Source organism: Sphingobium sp. SA2, from assembly GCF_032227065.1.
GTDB lineage: Bacteria > Pseudomonadota > Alphaproteobacteria > Sphingomonadales > Sphingomonadaceae > Sphingobium.
Map to the genome: position 1 here is coordinate 2326084 of NZ_JAPMXX010000006.1, position 17613 is coordinate 2343696.

The 17613-nt window shown below is 65.0% G+C and carries 16 protein-coding genes; 15 read left to right on the top strand and 1 reads right to left on the bottom strand.

Annotation, left to right across the window (positions count from 1 at the left end; translation table 11 throughout):
• Window positions 1-37: 37 nt before the first annotated feature.
• From OVY48_RS18980 to OVY48_RS19020, 9 genes are all read left to right on the top strand, one after another.
• On the top strand, window positions 38-4348 hold the full coding sequence (locus OVY48_RS18980; RefSeq protein ID WP_313924004.1) for a strawberry notch-like NTP hydrolase domain-containing protein: 4311 nt from the start codon (window positions 38-40) through the stop codon (window positions 4346-4348).
• An 84-nt stretch (window positions 4349-4432) separates the two neighbouring features.
• Window positions 4433-4903: a hypothetical protein gene (locus OVY48_RS18985; protein WP_313924005.1), complete on the top strand. Its 471-nt coding sequence runs from the start codon at window positions 4433-4435 to the stop codon at window positions 4901-4903.
• A gap of 104 nt (window positions 4904-5007) precedes the next feature.
• Window positions 5008-5589, top strand: coding sequence for a hypothetical protein (locus tag OVY48_RS18990; protein ID WP_313924006.1), 582 nt, complete (start codon window positions 5008-5010; stop codon window positions 5587-5589).
• A gap of 2 nt (window positions 5590-5591) precedes the next feature.
• Entirely contained in the window at window positions 5592-6179 is a 588-nt protein-coding gene (locus tag OVY48_RS18995) for an RES family NAD+ phosphorylase (RefSeq protein ID WP_313924007.1), read from the top strand.
• 86 nt (window positions 6180-6265) lie between these two features.
• Window positions 6266-7456, top strand: a complete 1191-nt coding sequence (locus tag OVY48_RS19000; RefSeq protein ID WP_313924008.1) for a DUF932 domain-containing protein — start codon at window positions 6266-6268, stop codon at window positions 7454-7456.
• Window positions 7457-7527: 71 nt separating this feature from the next.
• Window positions 7528-7857: a hypothetical protein gene (locus OVY48_RS19005; protein ID WP_313924010.1), complete on the top strand. Its 330-nt coding sequence runs from the start codon at window positions 7528-7530 to the stop codon at window positions 7855-7857.
• A 5-nt stretch (window positions 7858-7862) separates the two neighbouring features.
• Entirely contained in the window at window positions 7863-8105 is a 243-nt protein-coding gene (locus OVY48_RS19010) for a hypothetical protein (RefSeq protein WP_313924012.1), read from the top strand.
• An 84-nt stretch (window positions 8106-8189) separates the two neighbouring features.
• Window positions 8190-8537, top strand: a complete 348-nt coding sequence (locus OVY48_RS19015; RefSeq protein ID WP_409593459.1) for a DUF2958 domain-containing protein — start codon at window positions 8190-8192, stop codon at window positions 8535-8537.
• Entirely contained in the window at window positions 8534-8785 is a 252-nt protein-coding gene (locus OVY48_RS19020; protein WP_235955142.1) for a hypothetical protein, read from the top strand. Before OVY48_RS19015 ends, OVY48_RS19020 begins: the two co-directional genes overlap by 4 nt.
• Before the next feature lie 14 nt (window positions 8786-8799).
• Here OVY48_RS19020 and OVY48_RS19025 read toward each other — a convergent pair whose 3' ends face one another.
• Window positions 8800-12747, bottom strand: a complete 3948-nt coding sequence (locus OVY48_RS19025; RefSeq protein ID WP_313924015.1) for a PIN domain-containing protein — start codon at window positions 12745-12747, stop codon at window positions 8800-8802.
• Window positions 12748-13304: 557 nt separating this feature from the next.
• Here OVY48_RS19025 and OVY48_RS19030 point away from each other — a divergent pair.
• The 6 genes from OVY48_RS19030 to OVY48_RS19055 all read left to right on the top strand — a co-directional run bounded on the left by OVY48_RS19030 (window position 13305) and on the right by OVY48_RS19055 (window position 17430).
• Window positions 13305-13775, top strand: a complete 471-nt coding sequence (locus tag OVY48_RS19030; protein WP_169574576.1) for a DUF736 domain-containing protein — start codon at window positions 13305-13307, stop codon at window positions 13773-13775.
• Between the two features lie 66 nt (window positions 13776-13841).
• Entirely contained in the window at window positions 13842-14837 is a 996-nt protein-coding gene (locus OVY48_RS19035; RefSeq protein ID WP_169574575.1) for an SLOG family protein, read from the top strand.
• 10 nt (window positions 14838-14847) lie between these two features.
• Window positions 14848-15063 (top strand): DUF6117 family protein, encoded by a 216-nt coding sequence (locus OVY48_RS19040; protein ID WP_096063471.1) that lies wholly within the window; start codon window positions 14848-14850, stop codon window positions 15061-15063.
• 79 nt (window positions 15064-15142) lie between these two features.
• The gene (locus tag OVY48_RS19045) at window positions 15143-15391 is read left to right on the top strand and encodes a hypothetical protein (RefSeq protein WP_313924016.1); all 249 of its coding nucleotides are present in this window, start codon (window positions 15143-15145) and stop codon (window positions 15389-15391) included.
• Between the two features lie 340 nt (window positions 15392-15731).
• Window positions 15732-16709, top strand: a complete 978-nt coding sequence (locus tag OVY48_RS19050) for a DUF2493 domain-containing protein (RefSeq protein WP_313924017.1) — start codon at window positions 15732-15734, stop codon at window positions 16707-16709.
• A gap of 271 nt (window positions 16710-16980) precedes the next feature.
• Window positions 16981-17430: a hypothetical protein gene (locus OVY48_RS19055; RefSeq protein ID WP_313924018.1), complete on the top strand. Its 450-nt coding sequence runs from the start codon at window positions 16981-16983 to the stop codon at window positions 17428-17430.
• Window positions 17431-17613: the final 183 nt, after the last annotated feature.

A 17613-nucleotide genomic window follows, 5' to 3' on the forward strand; every position in this document is an offset into this window, starting at 1 on the left:
GGCGCTTGCGTCCTTTGTGCCCATTTCGGAGAAGATCATGACCCTGCCTCTATTCGCTGCGCCCATTGACGGGCCTTGTTCCGATCCCATGGCCCCGGCGCTTTTTGCGACCGCCCGAATCCTCGCCGAGCGGCTCGGCCAGGGCGGTGCGATCAGCCGCAAGGCCCTATCCAGCCTGATGCGTGCGCATGTCGGCGGTTCGGACGCCTGCGGCGACTGGTCGATGCGCGACGCCTATGATGCGCTCGAGATGGCGCAGGTCCTGCGCGTGCTCGACGTGGGGAGCAGCCTTGTCGCCTGGGACGACCCGGCAAGCGCGTTCGCCGCTCGTGCGGCCCTTGGCCATCAGCTTCCGACCCAGCGCTATCGGTCCGAGCGACAGATCGACCTTCAGCAATTCTCGACCCCGCTCGGCCTCGCCTGGTTCGTCGCCTGCGCCGCAGGGATCGAGCCCACTGATCTTGTCCTTGAACCCTCGGCCGGAACGGGCATGCTCGCGGTCCATGCCAAGGCTCGCGGCGCACGGATGCTCCTCAACGAGCGCGACCCGCGCCGCGCAGCCCTGCTTTCACTCGCCTTTGGGCAGCCCGTCACGCAGCATGACGGCGAGCATATCGATGCGCTGCTTGGCCAAGGCAAGCGTCCGAACCTCATCCTCATCAACCCGCCCTTCGCGCGGTCGCAAAGCCGGGGCCAAGACCCCCATGCCGGCGCGCGTCATCTTCACGCGGCCCTCGAGTGCCTAGCGCCCGGTGGGCGCTGCGTCGCGATCATGCCGCCCGGCTTTGCAAGGAACGGGTCGGGCGCCAAAGACTATGGAACCGTTGCAGAGCGCGTGCCACCCAGATGGGAATGCACGATCGACGGCCAGACCTTTGCCGCCCACGGAACCTCGATTTCGGTACGGATCATTCTCTTCGACAAGGGTTGGCACGGCAGTGCCCTGCGGCACCATGTAGAAAGTCTTGGTGAGGCCGAGGCGCTGCTCGCGACAATCCCTTCGCGACTGAGTGGTCCTGGAGCGGCGGTATCGCCGCTGTTGCCGCGGCCCGGCGTGCCGGCCCTTCCACGCGGCTCGGGCGGCGTTTTTGCAGGGCTCAGCGCCAAGCGGCCGATCGCACCCACCGCAGCGGGCGATGACGGCGGCGAGCCTGAGCTTCTATCCTACGACATCATTGAAGAGGCGCCCGCGGCGCAGGAACCGATCGGCATCTATGTCCCCTGGCAAATGAAGCGCATGCGCATTCCTGGCGCTGCGCCGCATCCCGATCGCCTTGTCGAGTCGATGGCGATGTCGTCGATACTGCCGCCCGTTCCAAGCTACCGGCCGATGCTTCCGCCGCGCGCGGTCGGGACCCTGTCGGACGCGCAGATCGAGACCGTCATCTATGCAGGCCAGGCCTTCGAGCGCGATTTGCCCGGGCGCTTTGTGCCCAATGAAGCAGGCACGCTGCTGCACGCCCATGCCGAGGGCGCGACCTACCGCGCGGGCTTCATGGTCGGCGACGGGACCGGCGTCGGCAAGGGACGTCAGATCGCAGCCTGTATCATGGACCAGTGGTGCGGGGGTCGGCGGCGCGCGGTCTGGATCTCGAAGAGTGCGAGCCTCCTTGAAGATGCGCGGCGCGACTGGACCGCGCTTGGCGGCCTCTCGATCGACATCCAGCCGCTTGATGCCACGCCGGTCGGCGGCCGTCTTACAATGGAGAGCGGCATCCTCTTTCTCACCTATGCGACGCTGCGATCGCAGCGCGACGATCGTCAGTCGCGGCTCCAGCAGATCCTCGCTTGGCTGGGATCCGATTTCGAGGGCGTCATCGCCTTCGACGAGGCCCATGAGATGGCGAACGCGGCGGGGACGCAGACGATATTCGGGGGGCAGAAGGGCTCCGAACAGGGGCTTGCGGGCGTGCGCCTCCAGAACCTCCAGCCGCGTGCGCGGATCCTCTACAACAGCGCGACCGGCGCCACCGATCCGGCCAATCTCTGCTACGCCGCACGGCTTGGCCTCTGGGGCAATGCCGCGTTCGCGACACGCGAGGCGTTCATGGCTGCGATCAGCGACGGCGGGATCGCGGCGATGGAGATTGTCGCGCGCGATCTCAAAGCCATGGGCTTCTATACAGCGCGTGCGCTGACCTTCGAGGGCGTCGAATATGATCCGCTCGAGCATCGCCTGACGAGCGAGCAGATCGAGATCTATGACGCCTATGCGGACGCCTGGGCGCTCATCCACCGCAATCTCGATGAGGCGCTCAAGGCCACCGCGATCACCGACCGCATGATCGGCAAGTCTCTGAACGCGCAGGCCAAGGGCGCTGCGCTGTCACGCTTTGAAAGCGCCAAACAGCGCTTCTTCGCCCAGCTCCTCATCGCGATGAAGCTGCCGACGCTAATCAAAGCGGTCGAGACTGATATGGCAAGCGGCCGACAGGCCGTGATGCAGCTGGTGACCACCGCCCAGGCAATGCTCGACCGGCATCTGGCCAGCCTGTCGGCGCAGGAGCGCGCCCATCTCGATATCGAGCTCAGCCCGCGCGAGCTCATGATTCACTATGTGCAGGCCGCCTTTCCGACCCGGCAGATGAAGATATTCAAGGATCCAGGCGGTGAGGCCCGCTCCGAGCCGATGACGGATGCGGTCGGCAATGCGGTTCATTCCCCCACTGCGCTGCGCGCCCGCGACGATCTTGTCGAGCAGCTGTGCGCTATGCCCGCCATTCCTGGCGCGCTTGATGCCCTCATCGCGCATTTTGGTCCCGACCAGATCGCCGAGGTCACCGGCCGGTCCCGCCGAATACTGTGCGATGGTAAGGGCCGGCAAAGACTCGAGCGCCGTACGCCAGCCAGCAATATTGCTGAAACCAACGCCTTCATGGCAGGCCTAAAGCCCGGCCTCATCTTCTCCGATGCAGGCGGGACGGGCCGAAGCTATCATGCCGACCGCAGCTGCGGCTCTGCGCACAAGCGGCGGGTCCATTATCTGCTCGAGCCGGGCTGGCGCGCCGCTGCTGCGATCCAGGGACTTGGACGCACGAACCGGACCAACCAGGTGACGGCGCCCATCTTCCGGCCAGTGACGACCGACTGCAGGGGCGAGCGACGCTTTATCAGTACGATCGCCCGCCGGCTCGACAGTCTGGGGGCGCTCACGCGCGGACAGCGACAGACCGGGGGCCAGAATCTTTTCGATCCGATGGATAATCTGGAAAGCGACTATGCGCGCGACGCGCTCCTGCAATGGTATTCGCTGCTGTATCGCGGCAAGCTCAAGAGCACGACCCTCGAGCGCTTCGTCGAAATGACGGGATTGAAGCTGCTGTCCGACGAGGGTGGCGGCCTGCTTGACGACCTGCCGCCAATCCAGCGCTGGCTCAACCGCCTGCTGGCGCTGCGGATCGGGACCCAGAACGCCATCTTCGAGGAATATATGGCGCTCATCCAGGCGCGCATCGATGCGGCGCGCGAGCGCGGCACCCTTGATGTCGGCGTCGAGACCATCATCGTCGAGAAGATCGTATCGGTCGAAAAGCTGCTCCTGCGCCGCGATCCTGGTACCGGGGCTGAGACCTGGCTTTCCCGCCTCGAACTCCATCGCCGTCGCCGACCGACCTTGCTGGCCCATGTCCAGGCACGCTGGGAGACGTCGCAGCGTGTGGCGTATCTTCGCAATGCGCGGTCCGGGCGGGTGGCGCTGCGGGTCCCATCCTGGTCGATCCTCGACAATGAGGGCGAGGAGATATGCGTCTGGGAGCTGGTGCGACCCGGGGGTGCCGAACGCGTGCGCGACGACCGGCTTGCCGAGACCGCATGGGAACCGGTCGGGCGGAGTGAGTTTGCAGCCGCCTGGGCCGTTGAAGTCTCAGAACTGGGCAGCCGCATCGACGTCGAATCAATCAATATCGCTACCGGTCTTCTTCTCCCGGTCTGGAACCGGCTACCCGACGATGATCTAAGGGTCTGGCGGATCGCGGATGCTGAAGGCAAGTCAGTTCTGGGCCGCATCATCTCGCCAGCGGGCCTTGCCAAGCTGGCCTCGGCCTTTGGCATCGACATGGCCCTCGCTTTGTCGCCTGGCGAACTGATCGCGGGTGCGCGAGGGGTGCATGGTGTTCCCATCCCCTGGCTCTCGGGCGCGCGTCTGGCACGGGTGCATGTGAATGATGCGATCCGCCTCGAGATCAAGGACTATCCGACCGCGCAGCTCTCCGCGCTCAAGGCGCTCGGCTGCTTTACCGAGATCATTCAATATCGCACCCGTCTGTTCGTGCCAGCGAACCGCGCTGCAGAGGTGCTGGGCAGCATGCAGGCAGCGCTGGACGAAGGACCAGCCAGCGCGGCAGCCTGACCGCCCAATCGTTGCGGGCTGCCCGCACTGATCGTCGCACGACCATGCAGGCAAAGGCCTCATCGCCAATCGCAGGAGAGCTGTATGAACGACCCCAGCATCGAGCAGTGGCGCGCGCTGCTCCTCTTTCGCCAGCGCCATGGCCGGACCTGGAAATCGGCGCTTAGCCTGCACTGGATGAACGGGACCGACGAAAATGAGCCCTTGGGCGCTGCGTTGCGCATGGTGCGCAACCAGTTCGGGCCGAGCTGGCTCCACGCGCTGCGGCCCAAGGCGTTTGCAGAGGCCGAGCAGCGTATCGCCTTGCTCGACCGGTTGCCGGTGATGTGCGCGACCTATCATGGAGAGACGGGCGATCCCATCATCCTCAAACGCGGCGAGAGCGGTCACTGGCGGATGCCGGGCGATATGACAGTGGAGCAATTCAACGCCACCTTCTTGCCTACACCCGGCAAGATTGCCGCTATGGGAGCCGGATCGGTCTTGGGGTGGGACATGCCTGCCGCGGATCCGGCGAATTACGACGCTGCCGGGCGACTGAAGTGCAATTCCTGAAAAGCTGCGCCGCCTGTGCAACGCAATGCCGCCGTCTGCTTGGGCATTGTTGAATTTGTTCATCAAGCCTGTTATAGAAAACAAGTTCAACGAGGAGGATCGGGATGACCCGCGCTGTTGCCAAATCGGGTGTCGATATCGATCAGATCCTGCGCGATCGGATTTTGGCAAGCACCGACCGAATCATCAAGATGATGCCGCTCGCAGCCAAGACGGCTGCGGCAAGCAGCGTCGATATCGCCTCGCTCGTCTTCAATATTGCAAGGAGCATCCCGGCGGTCGAAGCCGGTGATCCGGGTGAGGCTGAGGATATCACCAATGCCATCGCCTTCAAGCGGCGGATGATCGAGGGGGCCGGCGGCGCGTTCGATGCCGAGGCTGTCCGCAGGCTCCTTGGCCACAAGACCGTGCAGGCGGTCTACAAGGCGGCGCGCGAGCATCGGCTCCTTATGGTCGATGACAATGGATCCAAGCTCTTTCCGGCCTGCCAGTTCGACGGCAATGCGGTTCGCCCAGCCATAGGGCGCATTCTCGCCGCGTCCGCCGATCTTGGCGGCTGGGCGGTGCTCCAGTTCCTGGTCTGTGGTGACGAGGCCCTGGGCGATGCGCGGCCGCTCGACCTCCTGGCCGGAAGCGAGGCCGATATCGCGCGGCTTGTGCGCGCGGCGCAGGCGCGCGCGGACTGACGATGGCCGGCTCGACCATGCCGCCGGTTTCGCGCATCGCGGCAGGCCAGCGTCTCTTCCGCGTCCATGCTCTTTCCCGCGGCGCGCACTGGTATGGGCGCAAGGATGCGCAATGGCGCTGGGACGATCCGGACCGGCGCTATGGTGTGCTCTATCTCGGCAAAAGCCTTGTCGGACCCTTTGCCGAGACGATCCTGCGCACGCCAGCCGAGCGCGACATTCTCTGGGATGTCATAGCGAGCAAGCGCTTTTCCACGTTCATGACCACGCGCGCGGTTCGGCTGGCACGCGTCCATGGTCCAGGTCTCGCCTGGTTCCGGACCACATCTGCCACCGTCTCCGCAGACTTTGATCCGGCCTTGCCGGGAACGCCCTATGAGGCGACCCAGCGTATCTCGGCGATGGCCCATGCTCTTGGCGGGCTCGACGGCATTCAATATCGCTCGCGCCTGGATTCCGACGCGCTTTGCGTCGCGCTGTTCGACCGCGCCGATGATGCGATCAGGCTCGAGACGGAAGGGTGCAGGCTCGAGAAAGACTGGGTGCGCGCGATCCTCCGACCGCGCGGCTATCGTCTGATCGAGAGCTAAGAGGCGGTATCGGGGCAGGGAGGAAGGGGGAGTGCTGACGTTGGGCTCGCAAGGAAGCGGGTCCAATCTGTCAGCAGGAGACCTCCATGACCGCACTTTCCTCGCTCGACCGGCCCGCCACCGGGGGCTTCAAGGTTGATATCAGCCGCGGCCACAATATCGGCTGCGTCTCGTCCGAATGGTTCAACCGTCCCGACGACGAGCGTTTCCTCTCGCTCGAGACGCTCTACAATCGCGTCCGTGCCCGCGCGGACGTCGCCTCGACACGCATCGTCGAGAGCCGCGCCATCCGTGTCCAGGCGCAGAGCGACAACTCCGAGCGTCTGGCGCTTGTCTCGCCAGGCTCGTCGGCCCCGGTTGCGCCGACCCACTGGTCCTTCGGCCAGCTCTGCAGCCTGGTCGGCGCGCCGGCAGGCTATCTGCGCGACCTTCCCGCCGCCCTTGCCGGCATCAATCTCCAGCATGGCCTCATCGCCCATAGGGGTGAGCATGTGAAGCTGCTCGAGACCAGCGATGGCAGGACGGAACTGCGCGCCGTCACCGGTCCCGACTATGGCCGCATCTGGGACCATGAGCTGGTCGAGGCCGTCATGCGTTTTGCCGGAAACGGCACGGGCGACACGCGCTGGAAGGTGCCCGGCGTCCTCGACTGGGGCAGCATGGTCTACAACCCCCATGTCGATATCAGCGCCGAGACGACGACCCTTTATGCCTCGGACCGCGACGTCTTCCTCTTCCTCGTCGACGACACCCACCCGATCGAGGCGGGCAAGCTGCCCAATGGCGATCCCGATCTCTATTTTCGGGGCTTTTACTGCTGGAACAGCGAGGTCGGTGCCAAGTCGCTGGGGATCGCGACCTTCTATCTCCGGGCTGTTTGCATGAACCGCAATCTTTGGGGCGTCGAGAATTTCGAGGAGATCAGCATCCGCCATTCGAAATTCGCCGCGAACCGGTTCGCCGCCCAGGCAGCGCCCGCTCTCACGCAGTTCGCTGACTCTTCGCCCGGCGATTTCATCCAGGGCATCCGCGCCGCTCGGGACCGGATCGTCGCGCGCAAGGACGAGGACCGCGAGAGCTTCCTGCGGACCCAGGGGTTTTCGAAGGGCGACACGGCAAGGATCATCGCCCAGGTCCTGGACGAAGAAGGCCACCCGCCCGCCAGCGTCTATGATTTCGTGCAGGGGATCACCGCGCTCGCCCGCACGCGCGCCAACCAGGATTCCCGTCTCGAACTGGAAGGCAAGGCGAAGCGGCTCCTCCAGAAGGTCAACTGAAACAGCGGTACCCGAGCCCGGTGTCCGGGCGCCAGCGCATCTCAGACAACCCTAACATCAGGAGAATGGCGATGACCCATCAGCTGCACCAGCATCCGTGCGCCTATATCGTATCGATCCGGTTCGAGACCGACGGTATTAATTTCGCGCAGGAGCGTTACCGGATCGAGGCATCCGACCCTTGTGAGGCCGCGCGCCTAGGCCGGGCCCGGGCGCGCGACAGCGTCTATCATAATGAGCGCATTCCTGGCCTTCGCCTTGTCGCGCAGGTTGAGGAAGGGGGCCGCACGAGCCGGATGACGATCCCGATCATGATCCAGGCGGGACGCCTGGGGCGCCGGCTTCAAGTGCCCCGGGGCGTAGCAGAAGACGGCGATCTTCGAGGGCCTTGTGCAGGATGAGCGGGATGCCCAGATTTACCCATTCGCGCTGGCGCCATGGCGGCTGGTATGTCCACGGCATCCTCTATCCTGGCGGCGCTATCGGCTGCGTGTCGCGCAACTATGCCGATCGACGCTGGCGCATCGTCTGTGACCCGCGTCCGTTAAAGGTGCGCCCGACCTTCAGGAGAAGGGGCGATGCGGCGCTTGCCGAATGGCGTCTGGCGGACGCCGAACGCCAGTCCGGCGCCGTGTTCTGCACGCACTGAGGTGGCGCGACCTTGGTAAAGGGGAGGGGGCGATAGGGGGGCGCCGCAGGCTATGGCGCCTTTCGGTTGCCTGGGAGATTGTCCATGGAACTTGTCACCCCTGAAATTACGCAAATGCTGCTGGAGAATGGCGCGCGGCTCGTGCGCGAGCCGGATTTCGATCCCTGTCCTGTCGTGAAGTTCTTTACGCCGGACGCGGCAGGTACCTGGCTCATCGCCTGGGCCGAGGCTGACGGGCAAGATCTCATGCTTTGGGGGCTTTGCGATCTGGGCCTTGGCTATCCCGAACTCGGGCCTGTCCTCCTCTCCGAGCTGCTGGCAGTGCGCGGACATCTTGGACTGGGCGTCGAGCGCGACCCCAGTTTTTGCGCGCGCAAGCCGCTCAGCGACTATTGCGCGCAGGCGATCATCGCCGGGGCGATCCGGACGTGAGGCGGGAGGCGGCCAATGACGAGGGCGCGCCGGACCTCTTGTGCAACGCTGCGCATAGTGCGCCCTTCGCGCATGCGGCCCGCGCCCGGCTCGCCTCCTTCCCTCACGCCTATGCGGTTGCGGTCCGTTTGCGCGAGAGCAGCGGCGACAGGCAATATGTGATCCGCACGGCCTGTCCCCTGCAGCCGGTGCGGGTGAGCGTCTCGCCGCCAGCTATGCATGAAGTGCTGATGGCGCTTGTGGTCTGAGCGATGGGGTTGGCTTAATCGCCGGTTTTCAGCCCTGCAGCCTCGAGCGCGTCCCAAAATCGCGTGACAAATTTCTCTGCCCTTCGCGCCGACATCACCGCCAGAGCGTCTATGGGCGTGAGGTGGGTCGTTTGCATGAGCCGCGGCGGCAACAGCCTGCGGTTGAATGCACGGGTCTGAATATGTTGGGTGGCGGCCCTGGCAGCGCCCATGAATGCGCGCAGCTGTTCCGCGCGACCAAGCTCGCGGGCGACCTCGAACACCAGGTTGGGGAAGATGACAGCCCGGGAGATGCCGGCGATCTGGCTGGAATTGAGCAACAGCTCGGCCATGACCATCGCGGCATGGGTCTGGTCGAGCGTCTCGCTCGTCAGCAGGCGGGCATAGTCGCGCAGGCGGTCATTGGCCGTCCACGCGCTGTCCTGCAGTTCACCTATGACATCGGCGGTGTTGAACTGGACGAAGGCATGATTGGCATCGAAGAGGGCACCTATGATCTGCCGATATTCTGGATGGGTGATCGCCTGCAAACTCAGCGCCACCTGGGCCAGCGGCTGCGTCCAGCAGACCTGTGCGCCGGCCGCCTGCGCGATCACCCGCAAGCCCAGATCATCGGTCAGGAGCGCGCGTCTGGGCGCCAGGGCCGCGATCAGGCTGTCATGATAGGCTGGGTCGAGGTCGGCAATCAGTTCGGCGACACCCTCAGGCAGGGCCTGATCGGATTCGGCGGCCACGAGCGGAAGGCTTCGGGCGAGATCGAGCGCGGACCTGGCGTCGGCGAGCTGCTGCGCAGCGGCCTCCGGCGTCATCTCGATAAAGAAATATCGCTCGCCATCATAACCGAACGTGCCCGTTTTGCGGCCGCGACGGCCTTCGCGTTCCTCGACCAGCTGCCGCAGCGAATCGATGGTGGACTGAACGATGGCGAGGCGATTGGAGAGCTTGGCGATCACCGCGCCAAGACCCATGCGCGCCCAGGCATAGACGCAGAGTGGGGCCACCACCGCGATGCCAGCCTGTGCTCCCGCCCGTCCGGTCGCGAACTCGTCTTCCACGCCCATCGCGACTTTGAGACCAAGGCTGTTCTTCTGCCTGAAATTCTCCCAAATTTCGAAAATATCCGCCCCGCTCAGCCGCGCGAACATGGGGATCGGGATTACCCCGTCGCGATAAAGCGTTTCGAGCTGCTGCCCCTTCGCGGCCCGGTTGCGGGCCATGGCGAACATCTCCTCGAACCGGTCATCGCCCTTGCTCTCGTCGATCGTGAACGAGCCGAACGCAGGATTGTCGGGGAAGAGGGTCGGAAACTGCCGCATGGTCCGACGAAAGGCGAACAGGGATGGGGTCTGGATCTCGCCCACCCGATAGCTTTGCGGTCCGACGCCCAGCTTCGTAAACGCGATGCTGTCGCCCACGTGCAGTCCCAGTAGCCGTTTTGCCAAGGGGTCGTCGGGGGAGAGCTCGTCCCGTTCGACAGCCGGGGCCGGCCCCGTCTCGATGATCCTGTGCAGTTCCTCACCCGTCGCGTCATTGATGAGGACGACGCCCGCGCCGGCTTGGATCACCTGGGGCGCCGCCATCGTCACGCTGCTGGCGCGGCCGCCCACGATCAGGCCCAGGGCGTAAGCAAGATGGATCCTTGGCTGCCCATAGCCGGTTCGCAAGGCACGATAGCCCAGCGACAGCGCCTTGGTTGCATTACTCAGATAGCGGTCGACCAGCTGCGCGAGGGCGATAAGCTCGATCGGCGTACCCTCGATATCTTCAGATACCCGGTCCAGCCAGCCGCGCATTTCGTCGGAGCGGCCGAGGCGGACGAGAAGCTGGATCCAGATGAGCCTGTTGCGCAGCACGTCATGCTGCTGGAGCGCGCTCTCCAGAAGCTTGAGCGCCGGCTTCAACAGCCCGGCGCTTTCGTAAATGGCGACGCCGACGGCGAGATAGGCATCCGAGGCGCGCTGCGCAGGTGGGAGCGTTTCGAACAGCCTGCGTGCCTCTGCCCGCCGGTCCGCAAGGTTGAGCGACTGCAGCCGGCGTCGCAGCGCGTAATTATCTTGCCCTCCGTGCACGGCCGCATAAAGATCCGCGGCCATGCCATAATGGCCCTGCGCATAAAGGGTCTCGGCCGCGTGCATGCGCTCGCGCAGGCTCAGGTCACCCTGCGCAAGACTGCTGATTTCGCTCGCCAGCTTTGCGCGCAGAGGATCCTCCGCCTCAAGGGCATCGTACAGCACGGATCGCACGACGATCGATCCTGGTCGTTTCGCAATGGCGTCGGTAATGAGCGCAGCGGCATCGGCGCTGCCCAACATAGCGGCATGGACCTGCATCGCCTCGACGAGTTCGGCCCGTTCGGCCATCGCGGGCTGCCCGACATCGGCCGACTGCATCCGCCCGGCCCAGAGGACCGCGCCGGCGCCATCCTTCAACTGGAGTGCGGCGTGGGTCCTCAACAAGAAAGCGTCGAAGGTCAGCGCGTCCTGCGGCAGCGCATCGAGCGTGGCCGCGACTGCGCGCCAGTCGTCGTTGGCTGCAGATCGGCGAGCCGCGAATATAGCGAGCGGCTCATAATGGGGAAAAACGCCAAGCGCTTCATCGAGAATCTGATCGGCCTCCGCCTCGCGCCCGACGATGCCGAGCAGGCTGATAAGGTTCGCCGAAACATGCCGCCCCTGAAAGCTGGAATCCTGGTCTAGAAGCTTCCTCCATGCTGTCTTGAGGAGCCCGATCGCGCGTTCCACGTCTGCGTGGAGATGGGCAGGCACATCATGGGTGATCCCCAGCCCGTCGAGCGCGGAGAGCGGCTGGACCAGCGCTTCTCCCAGCGTCGCCATGGCGCGCCAGTCCTCAGGCGCGATTGCAAGAGCCGCCTGCGCACGGGCAAGGTGGCGATCGGCATCGCCAATTTCACCCGACCGCAGCGCCAGACGAAGCTGGATGTCGAGCGTGTCGACAAGCGCGGGTGGGAGCGCGGTTTCGATCTGCGCTATGGGCCGATCGAGCGGCATCGTGTCGATCCAGATGCCTGCATTGCGGACCGACGTCCGGTCGTCCTCGAAAGCGGCGCTGGCGATCGGCTCGGCCTCCTCGCGCTTGCCCTCCAGGAGAAGCGCCATCGCCCTGGTTGCCCTGGCGTTGGAGAAATCCGGATGCGCCTCGAAGGCTGCATGGAACAGTGCGATCGCATGGTCTTCCTCGCCCAGCGCATAATGGGCATTGCCGAGGCTTGCGAGGAGGCGATAGCGCGCGAGCGGGCTGGCGGTTGCGTCATGGTCTGCCTGTATCCGCTCAAGCGCCCGGATGGCGGCACGCGGCGATCCGTCGCTGATGAGCTTGCCGATCTCCGTGACCTGCGCGGCGAGGGGATCGTCAGGGCTGGTCGCTTCCCGGGATTGCGTGAGCATCCGCGTAGCGCTGCGTATCAGCATGTCCATCTGTGCGAAGCCCGCGGCATTCTGCTCGGCGCCTGCGGCGATCTGGCCAATCACGTCGACGGGCGCGAGATCCCGATAATATTTGAGCAGCACTTCCTGATCGTCGGCGACAAAGCTGCGCAGCGTCGTCCAGCCCGTGACCCTGACGTCGAACAGGCCAAGTCTGGCATGAGCTTGGCTAATCTCACGCGCGATTCTCTGGATCGCCTGGTCATTGGGCGCGGTGGTCGCCAGGATGAAGACGTCGAGCGGCGGCTGGAACGTCCGCGCCTTTGCAACCTCGTCCCGCAGCTCGGTTGCCGTGACCGCCGCGCGCAGGTCGCCATCCTTCCCCTTGCACTGGACACCGATATATTTCTGCTCGACCCTGTCGGTGCCATAGACATCGACGCCCGCCTGCGGCTGCCCCTGGCGCCCATGCAACTCGGCATCGTTGGTCTTCCACAATCTTCGATAGACGTCGAAGGCCAGATTCTCAAAATCCTGCCAGCTTTTAGGCGCTGGCAATTCTCGCGATATGACGGACATCGCCCCAGCCTATATGTTCGTGCTTTGATCTGGAAGCGCGGATTGCCGTCGCATGCCTCAGCAATGCGGAAAGGGCGTGGCGAACAGGCCATGTGCTGGCGCGGGAGAAGGGCAATGGGTGGCGGCTGCCCGCTGCGCGGGCACCGCGGCTCTTATCTCCGCTGCGCTCCGACCGAGCGCCGGCTTCGCCGGATCTCGGCCCTGCCGGGTTGCGATCCGCTGCCGGAAAGACAGGGCGCGGGCGAGAAAGGAGAGATGAGTCAGCGCGGGCGTGCGAACGGCTTTGGGTGCGTCGGCGCTTGCATCGAGGTCGGCCTCCCGTGCGCTGCGCGCCGGCGCTGGCGCGCGTGGGCGGCGATCGTCCTGACTGTATCGCGTTCATGGCCGCTCGAACTGCCTGCAAAATAGCTTGTGACCGGCGATATTTACTGGAGGCCAAGACCGTCCCGTCGATGCTGCGGCGTGTCTGGAACAGGCTGAGCGCAGGAGAGTGGAGGGGGCCTTTGGCGGGTGTCGTTTCGGATTGGCCGAGCGACAAATTGTCGAAGGAAAGTCTCATGAACATCGGTGAATTCAAGATCGTCAACGGCCGCATCATCGGCTGGATCGCCACGCGGACGATCGACCTCCCCAAGCTTGGTCTCCGCAAGGTCGACAGCGCCCACGCCATGGCGCCCGTCTTCGAGATACTCGCGCTCAATGTCGGCAACCGCTGGGTGCAGATCGGCGCGCTCTGGGAGGCGGTCGCCAAGAACACGACCGGCGAACTGTTCCTCCAGGGATCGATCGACGATCCGAGCCTGGGTGAGCCGCTCCCGATCGCGCTCTTTGGCAATGAGGAGGAAGGCTATCGAGTCGCCTGGCGGCGCAAGCAGCCGCGCGATGCCTTCGGTCCGAGCCGGAGCGCGGACAGCGGCCGTGACTATGCGCCGCGGGGCGAGGGCGGCTTTGGCGGCAGCACCGCGGGCGATGACGGCGGCCTGATGGAGGCGGGCACCTCCCTCGATCAGGAAATCCCGTTCGCCTGATAGCGTGTCCCCGGGGAGGCCCAGCCCTCCCCGGGGCCTTTCTTCTCATGCCCATGGAGCATCGTCATGACCAGTATCGCAGCGCAGAGCGTGCACCGCTTCGCTGACTTGAGCCAGCTATATTCAGAGATGACCGCCAGCCCCGAGTTCCAGGCCGTGTTCGGAGAGCCGCTTGGCCTCACCGTCTCCGGGCCGGGCGAAGCGCCCGCCGAACTCGACATGCCCGAACCGCTCGCGGTCCAGGCCGATTGCGGGGGCGTCATTGCCTGTCTGTTTGATCTTCTTGGCGACACCCGGCTCGAAGCGCTCGCGCCCGAGATCGCCTGGGGGTTCGTCAACTCCTTCCACTTTGTTGCCAGCAAGCTCGAGCGGCGCGAAGACGGCCTTGCGCGGGAACTGGGCGACCTTGCCCGTTCCTATGATCCAAGCGAGGTCTATGCGCGCGAGCTCGAGGAAAAGCAGCTGCTGTGCCAGACCGTGGCCGAGCAGCGCGCCGCAGTCGAGACGATGCGCGATTTCGCTGCGGAAACCTATCGCGCGCTCTCGGGCTGGCCCTGGTCACCGTCCCGTGGCAGCAAGCCCACGGCGCGCGGCGCAAGCCAGATCGACGCGCTCGATTTCCTGCGCGCCCGGCAGCTTGCGGCCCGTGAACGGCACATGCCCCAGGGCCCCATCGTGGTCTTTTCAGGACCCGCGCTCTGGCATGATTTCCAGCAGATCTGGGACAGGCTCGATGCAATCCACGCGCGCGTGCCGAACATGACGCTCGTCACGACAGGGCAGCGCAAGGGAGCTGACGCGATCGCCGCGGCCTGGGCAGCGCGGCCCGAAAAGCGGGTTCCGCTAGTGACCTACGGGCTCTACGGCACTGGTTCCAAGGTCGCCTTTGCGCGCAACCGCAAGCTGGTCGATCTCGCGCCCGTCGAGGCGCTCCTGTGCGAGGGATCGGGGCTTCAGGCCAATCTCTACCAGCTCCTGCGCGAGGCGGGCGTCCCGATCCACGCCTTCAGGCGCGAGGGCCAGGCACCCGATATAAAGCTGCGTCGGCGCAACGCGGCATAAGGAGGCGGATATGGCTATTCCCGAAGGATATAGGCGCAATTTCGAGACCCTGCTCCGCGCGGCGGAGCAGGGCGATCTGGCGCTGCTCGAATGCAGGGACGCTGCAACAGGTGTCCCGCGCTATGTGATCTGTGCGGTCGGACGAGAGGAGAGGGATTATGTGATGACGCCCTTCGGGCATCTTCACGACGGCAATCCCTACGATGCCTATGTACCGCCCGCCTGAGCCGCCCCCAAGCAGGCCTCCAGACCCGCGCAAAGCGCCGCTTGAATTTGGAAAGCATCTTGTCGTCAGCACCGCTCATGTGAGCCTTGCAACCTCACAGCTTCTGGCGAACTGGGCCAGTCTGCCGGTCGAATTCCAGCCCCTCACGGTGGCCGCGACCTGGTATGGATGGTTCGTCTCGACCTTTGTGGTCGAGGGCGATGATGCTGCGCGCATACCGCCAGAGCTTGCCGAGGTTCAGCGGTTCGCCCGGTCGCTGGACTGTGCCTACATCCTGTTCGACTGCGATGCTGACGAGGTGGACGGGTTGAAGAGGTTCAACTGGTAAGCCCTGCCATTCTCTGGAGCAACAGGAGAAGGCCAGAGGTGCCTGGGGGCGAGCGCGGTGCCCTCCACATTACCCTGCGGGGGGCATCGAGCCCCCCGCAGGGTAGCTCTTCCTCTCTCTCAAGACGTCCGATTGTGGCACGGGACCGCGTCGGCCTCAAGGACGGCGGGGCCCCACCATTTTCCCTGGCGGAGCGGACGTCGGCGTTTCCTTCCTTGCTCCGCGGCCGCCAGAGAAAATCGTTGCCCCCACCGCCGCGGAGCGGCCGCTTCGCGGTCCTTGACCCCGCCGCTCGGAGCCCGTGCAGGGGGACAAACCTCTTCAAAAAAAGGAGGTTTTCATGACGACCGATACCACCACCGCCGCCCGCTTTGCCGATATCGCCGGGTTCTTCGCCGAAGAGACGAGGCAAGCATCAGACCGCTTCGCCGCCGCCTTTGCCCAAACCGCCGACGCGGTGCGGCTGGGGAGCAGCGACGAGGCTATCACAGCCGACATGCCTGACCCGCTGGCGATGCAACTTGGGGTCGAGTTGATGGTGACGACGCTGTTCGATCTGCTGCGGGACACGCGGCTCGAAGCCCTGTCCGAACGGCTCGCCTGGGGTTTGGTGCACAGCTTCCACAGGCTCGCCGATCAGCTGGATGGCGAGGCCGACAGGGCCGCGCGACAGGTGGGCCAGCTCATCCGCGAAAGCGACGGCGGCGAGATTGCCACGGCCAATCTGGAGGAGGCGCAGGCGCTCTGCCACGGACTCGACGAGGCGCGCGAGGCTATCGCCTGCATGCGCGACCATGGCGCCGATCTCTTCCGGGTCGAGACCGGACGGCCCTGGTCGGCACCACGCGGCACGCTGGTCTCGAGCAAACGCACCGCTTCGGTGATCGCCGCCACCGACTTCCTGGCCGCACGCCGCAACAGGCGCAACGAAGCGCTGGCGCCGCAAGGTCCGGTTGTCATATTCTCCGGGGGACAGCAATGGGAGGATCACGCCCAGATCTGGGAGCGGCTCGACCAGATCAAGGCACGGGTCCCCTCGATGCTTCTTGCGACGACGGCCCAGGCCAAGGGCTGCGACGCGATCGCCGCTGCGTGGGCCGCGAGCCGGAAGGTGAAGCTCATCGCCTTCACGCTCAATCACCGGCTGGGACAGCGGGCCGGGTTCGCGCGCAACGAGGCGCTGCTACGGTTGAAGCCGGTCGAAGCGATCGTCTGCGAGGGATCGGGAATACAGTCGAACCTCGCGCGGATGGTGCGGGAGGCTGGGGTGCCGGCGCATTTCTTCACGTTGGCAGGCCAGCAACGCCGGGCAGGTTGACGAACGGGGCAGTGGCGCTGGTGGAAGGGTTCGGCCCTCCGCCAGCGCCCTTTTTTTGTGCCTGGGGAGAGTATCGCCGGGCTCAGGGAGCCGGCCTGCTGCCGGCCCCGTCGCCCGGCGATCCGGCGCTTGGAGGAAGCGCTGGCCTCCTGCGCGCGGCTCCGCCGTGCTCGTCGCTGGGACGCCGTTCCGGCGACGTCTGGGTTATGGCGGCGGTGATGGGCAACGCCTTGAGGGCCGTGATAGCGGCCGCGCCGCCGACCCGGATTGCATGCGTGAGCAGGTCCTTGAACTCGCGCTCGCTCAACTGTTCGACGGCAATCTGGGATATGTGCGCGGCATATTGGGCGCGAAGGGATTGCCGCACGGTGTCGGCTTCCTCGTCGAGTTTGCGGCGACCGGCTTCGATCTTCGCGAGCCGCTCGCGATCGGTCATTTTGGGCATGATGTTTATCCTTCAGCTGAAGGTCTGCCCGCCACGCTCCACTATTCACATCGGGAGGATATCTGCAATGCAATTTTGGGGCCGGCTGGTGCCGGCGAAGAAAAAGAGCCCCCTGCCGGGGGCAGCCCGCCCTTGCCTGGACGCGGCTGCGCAGCGCGCAAGGCGCTGCGAAGAAAAGACGCACGGCTCGTGGCCGTTTGTAATGCACCGTACGCACGGGTGCTGCGGGTGCGAATCGCCAGCCTTTCTGCTGTTTTTCATAAATTTCCGGTATGACGAGCGGTGGCACAACTGGGTGCCACCGGCACGCTCTGGCTGACCACAAAGGTCGGCGTCCAGCCAAGCGCCTGATCTTCTTTGGCAACCTTTGGCTGCCGTAGACATGACGCATATTGTCTTGAGATCAGGGCGAAATAGCTTTATTTACGGACCCGCTTCATCACCCCGATCAGGCGTCGA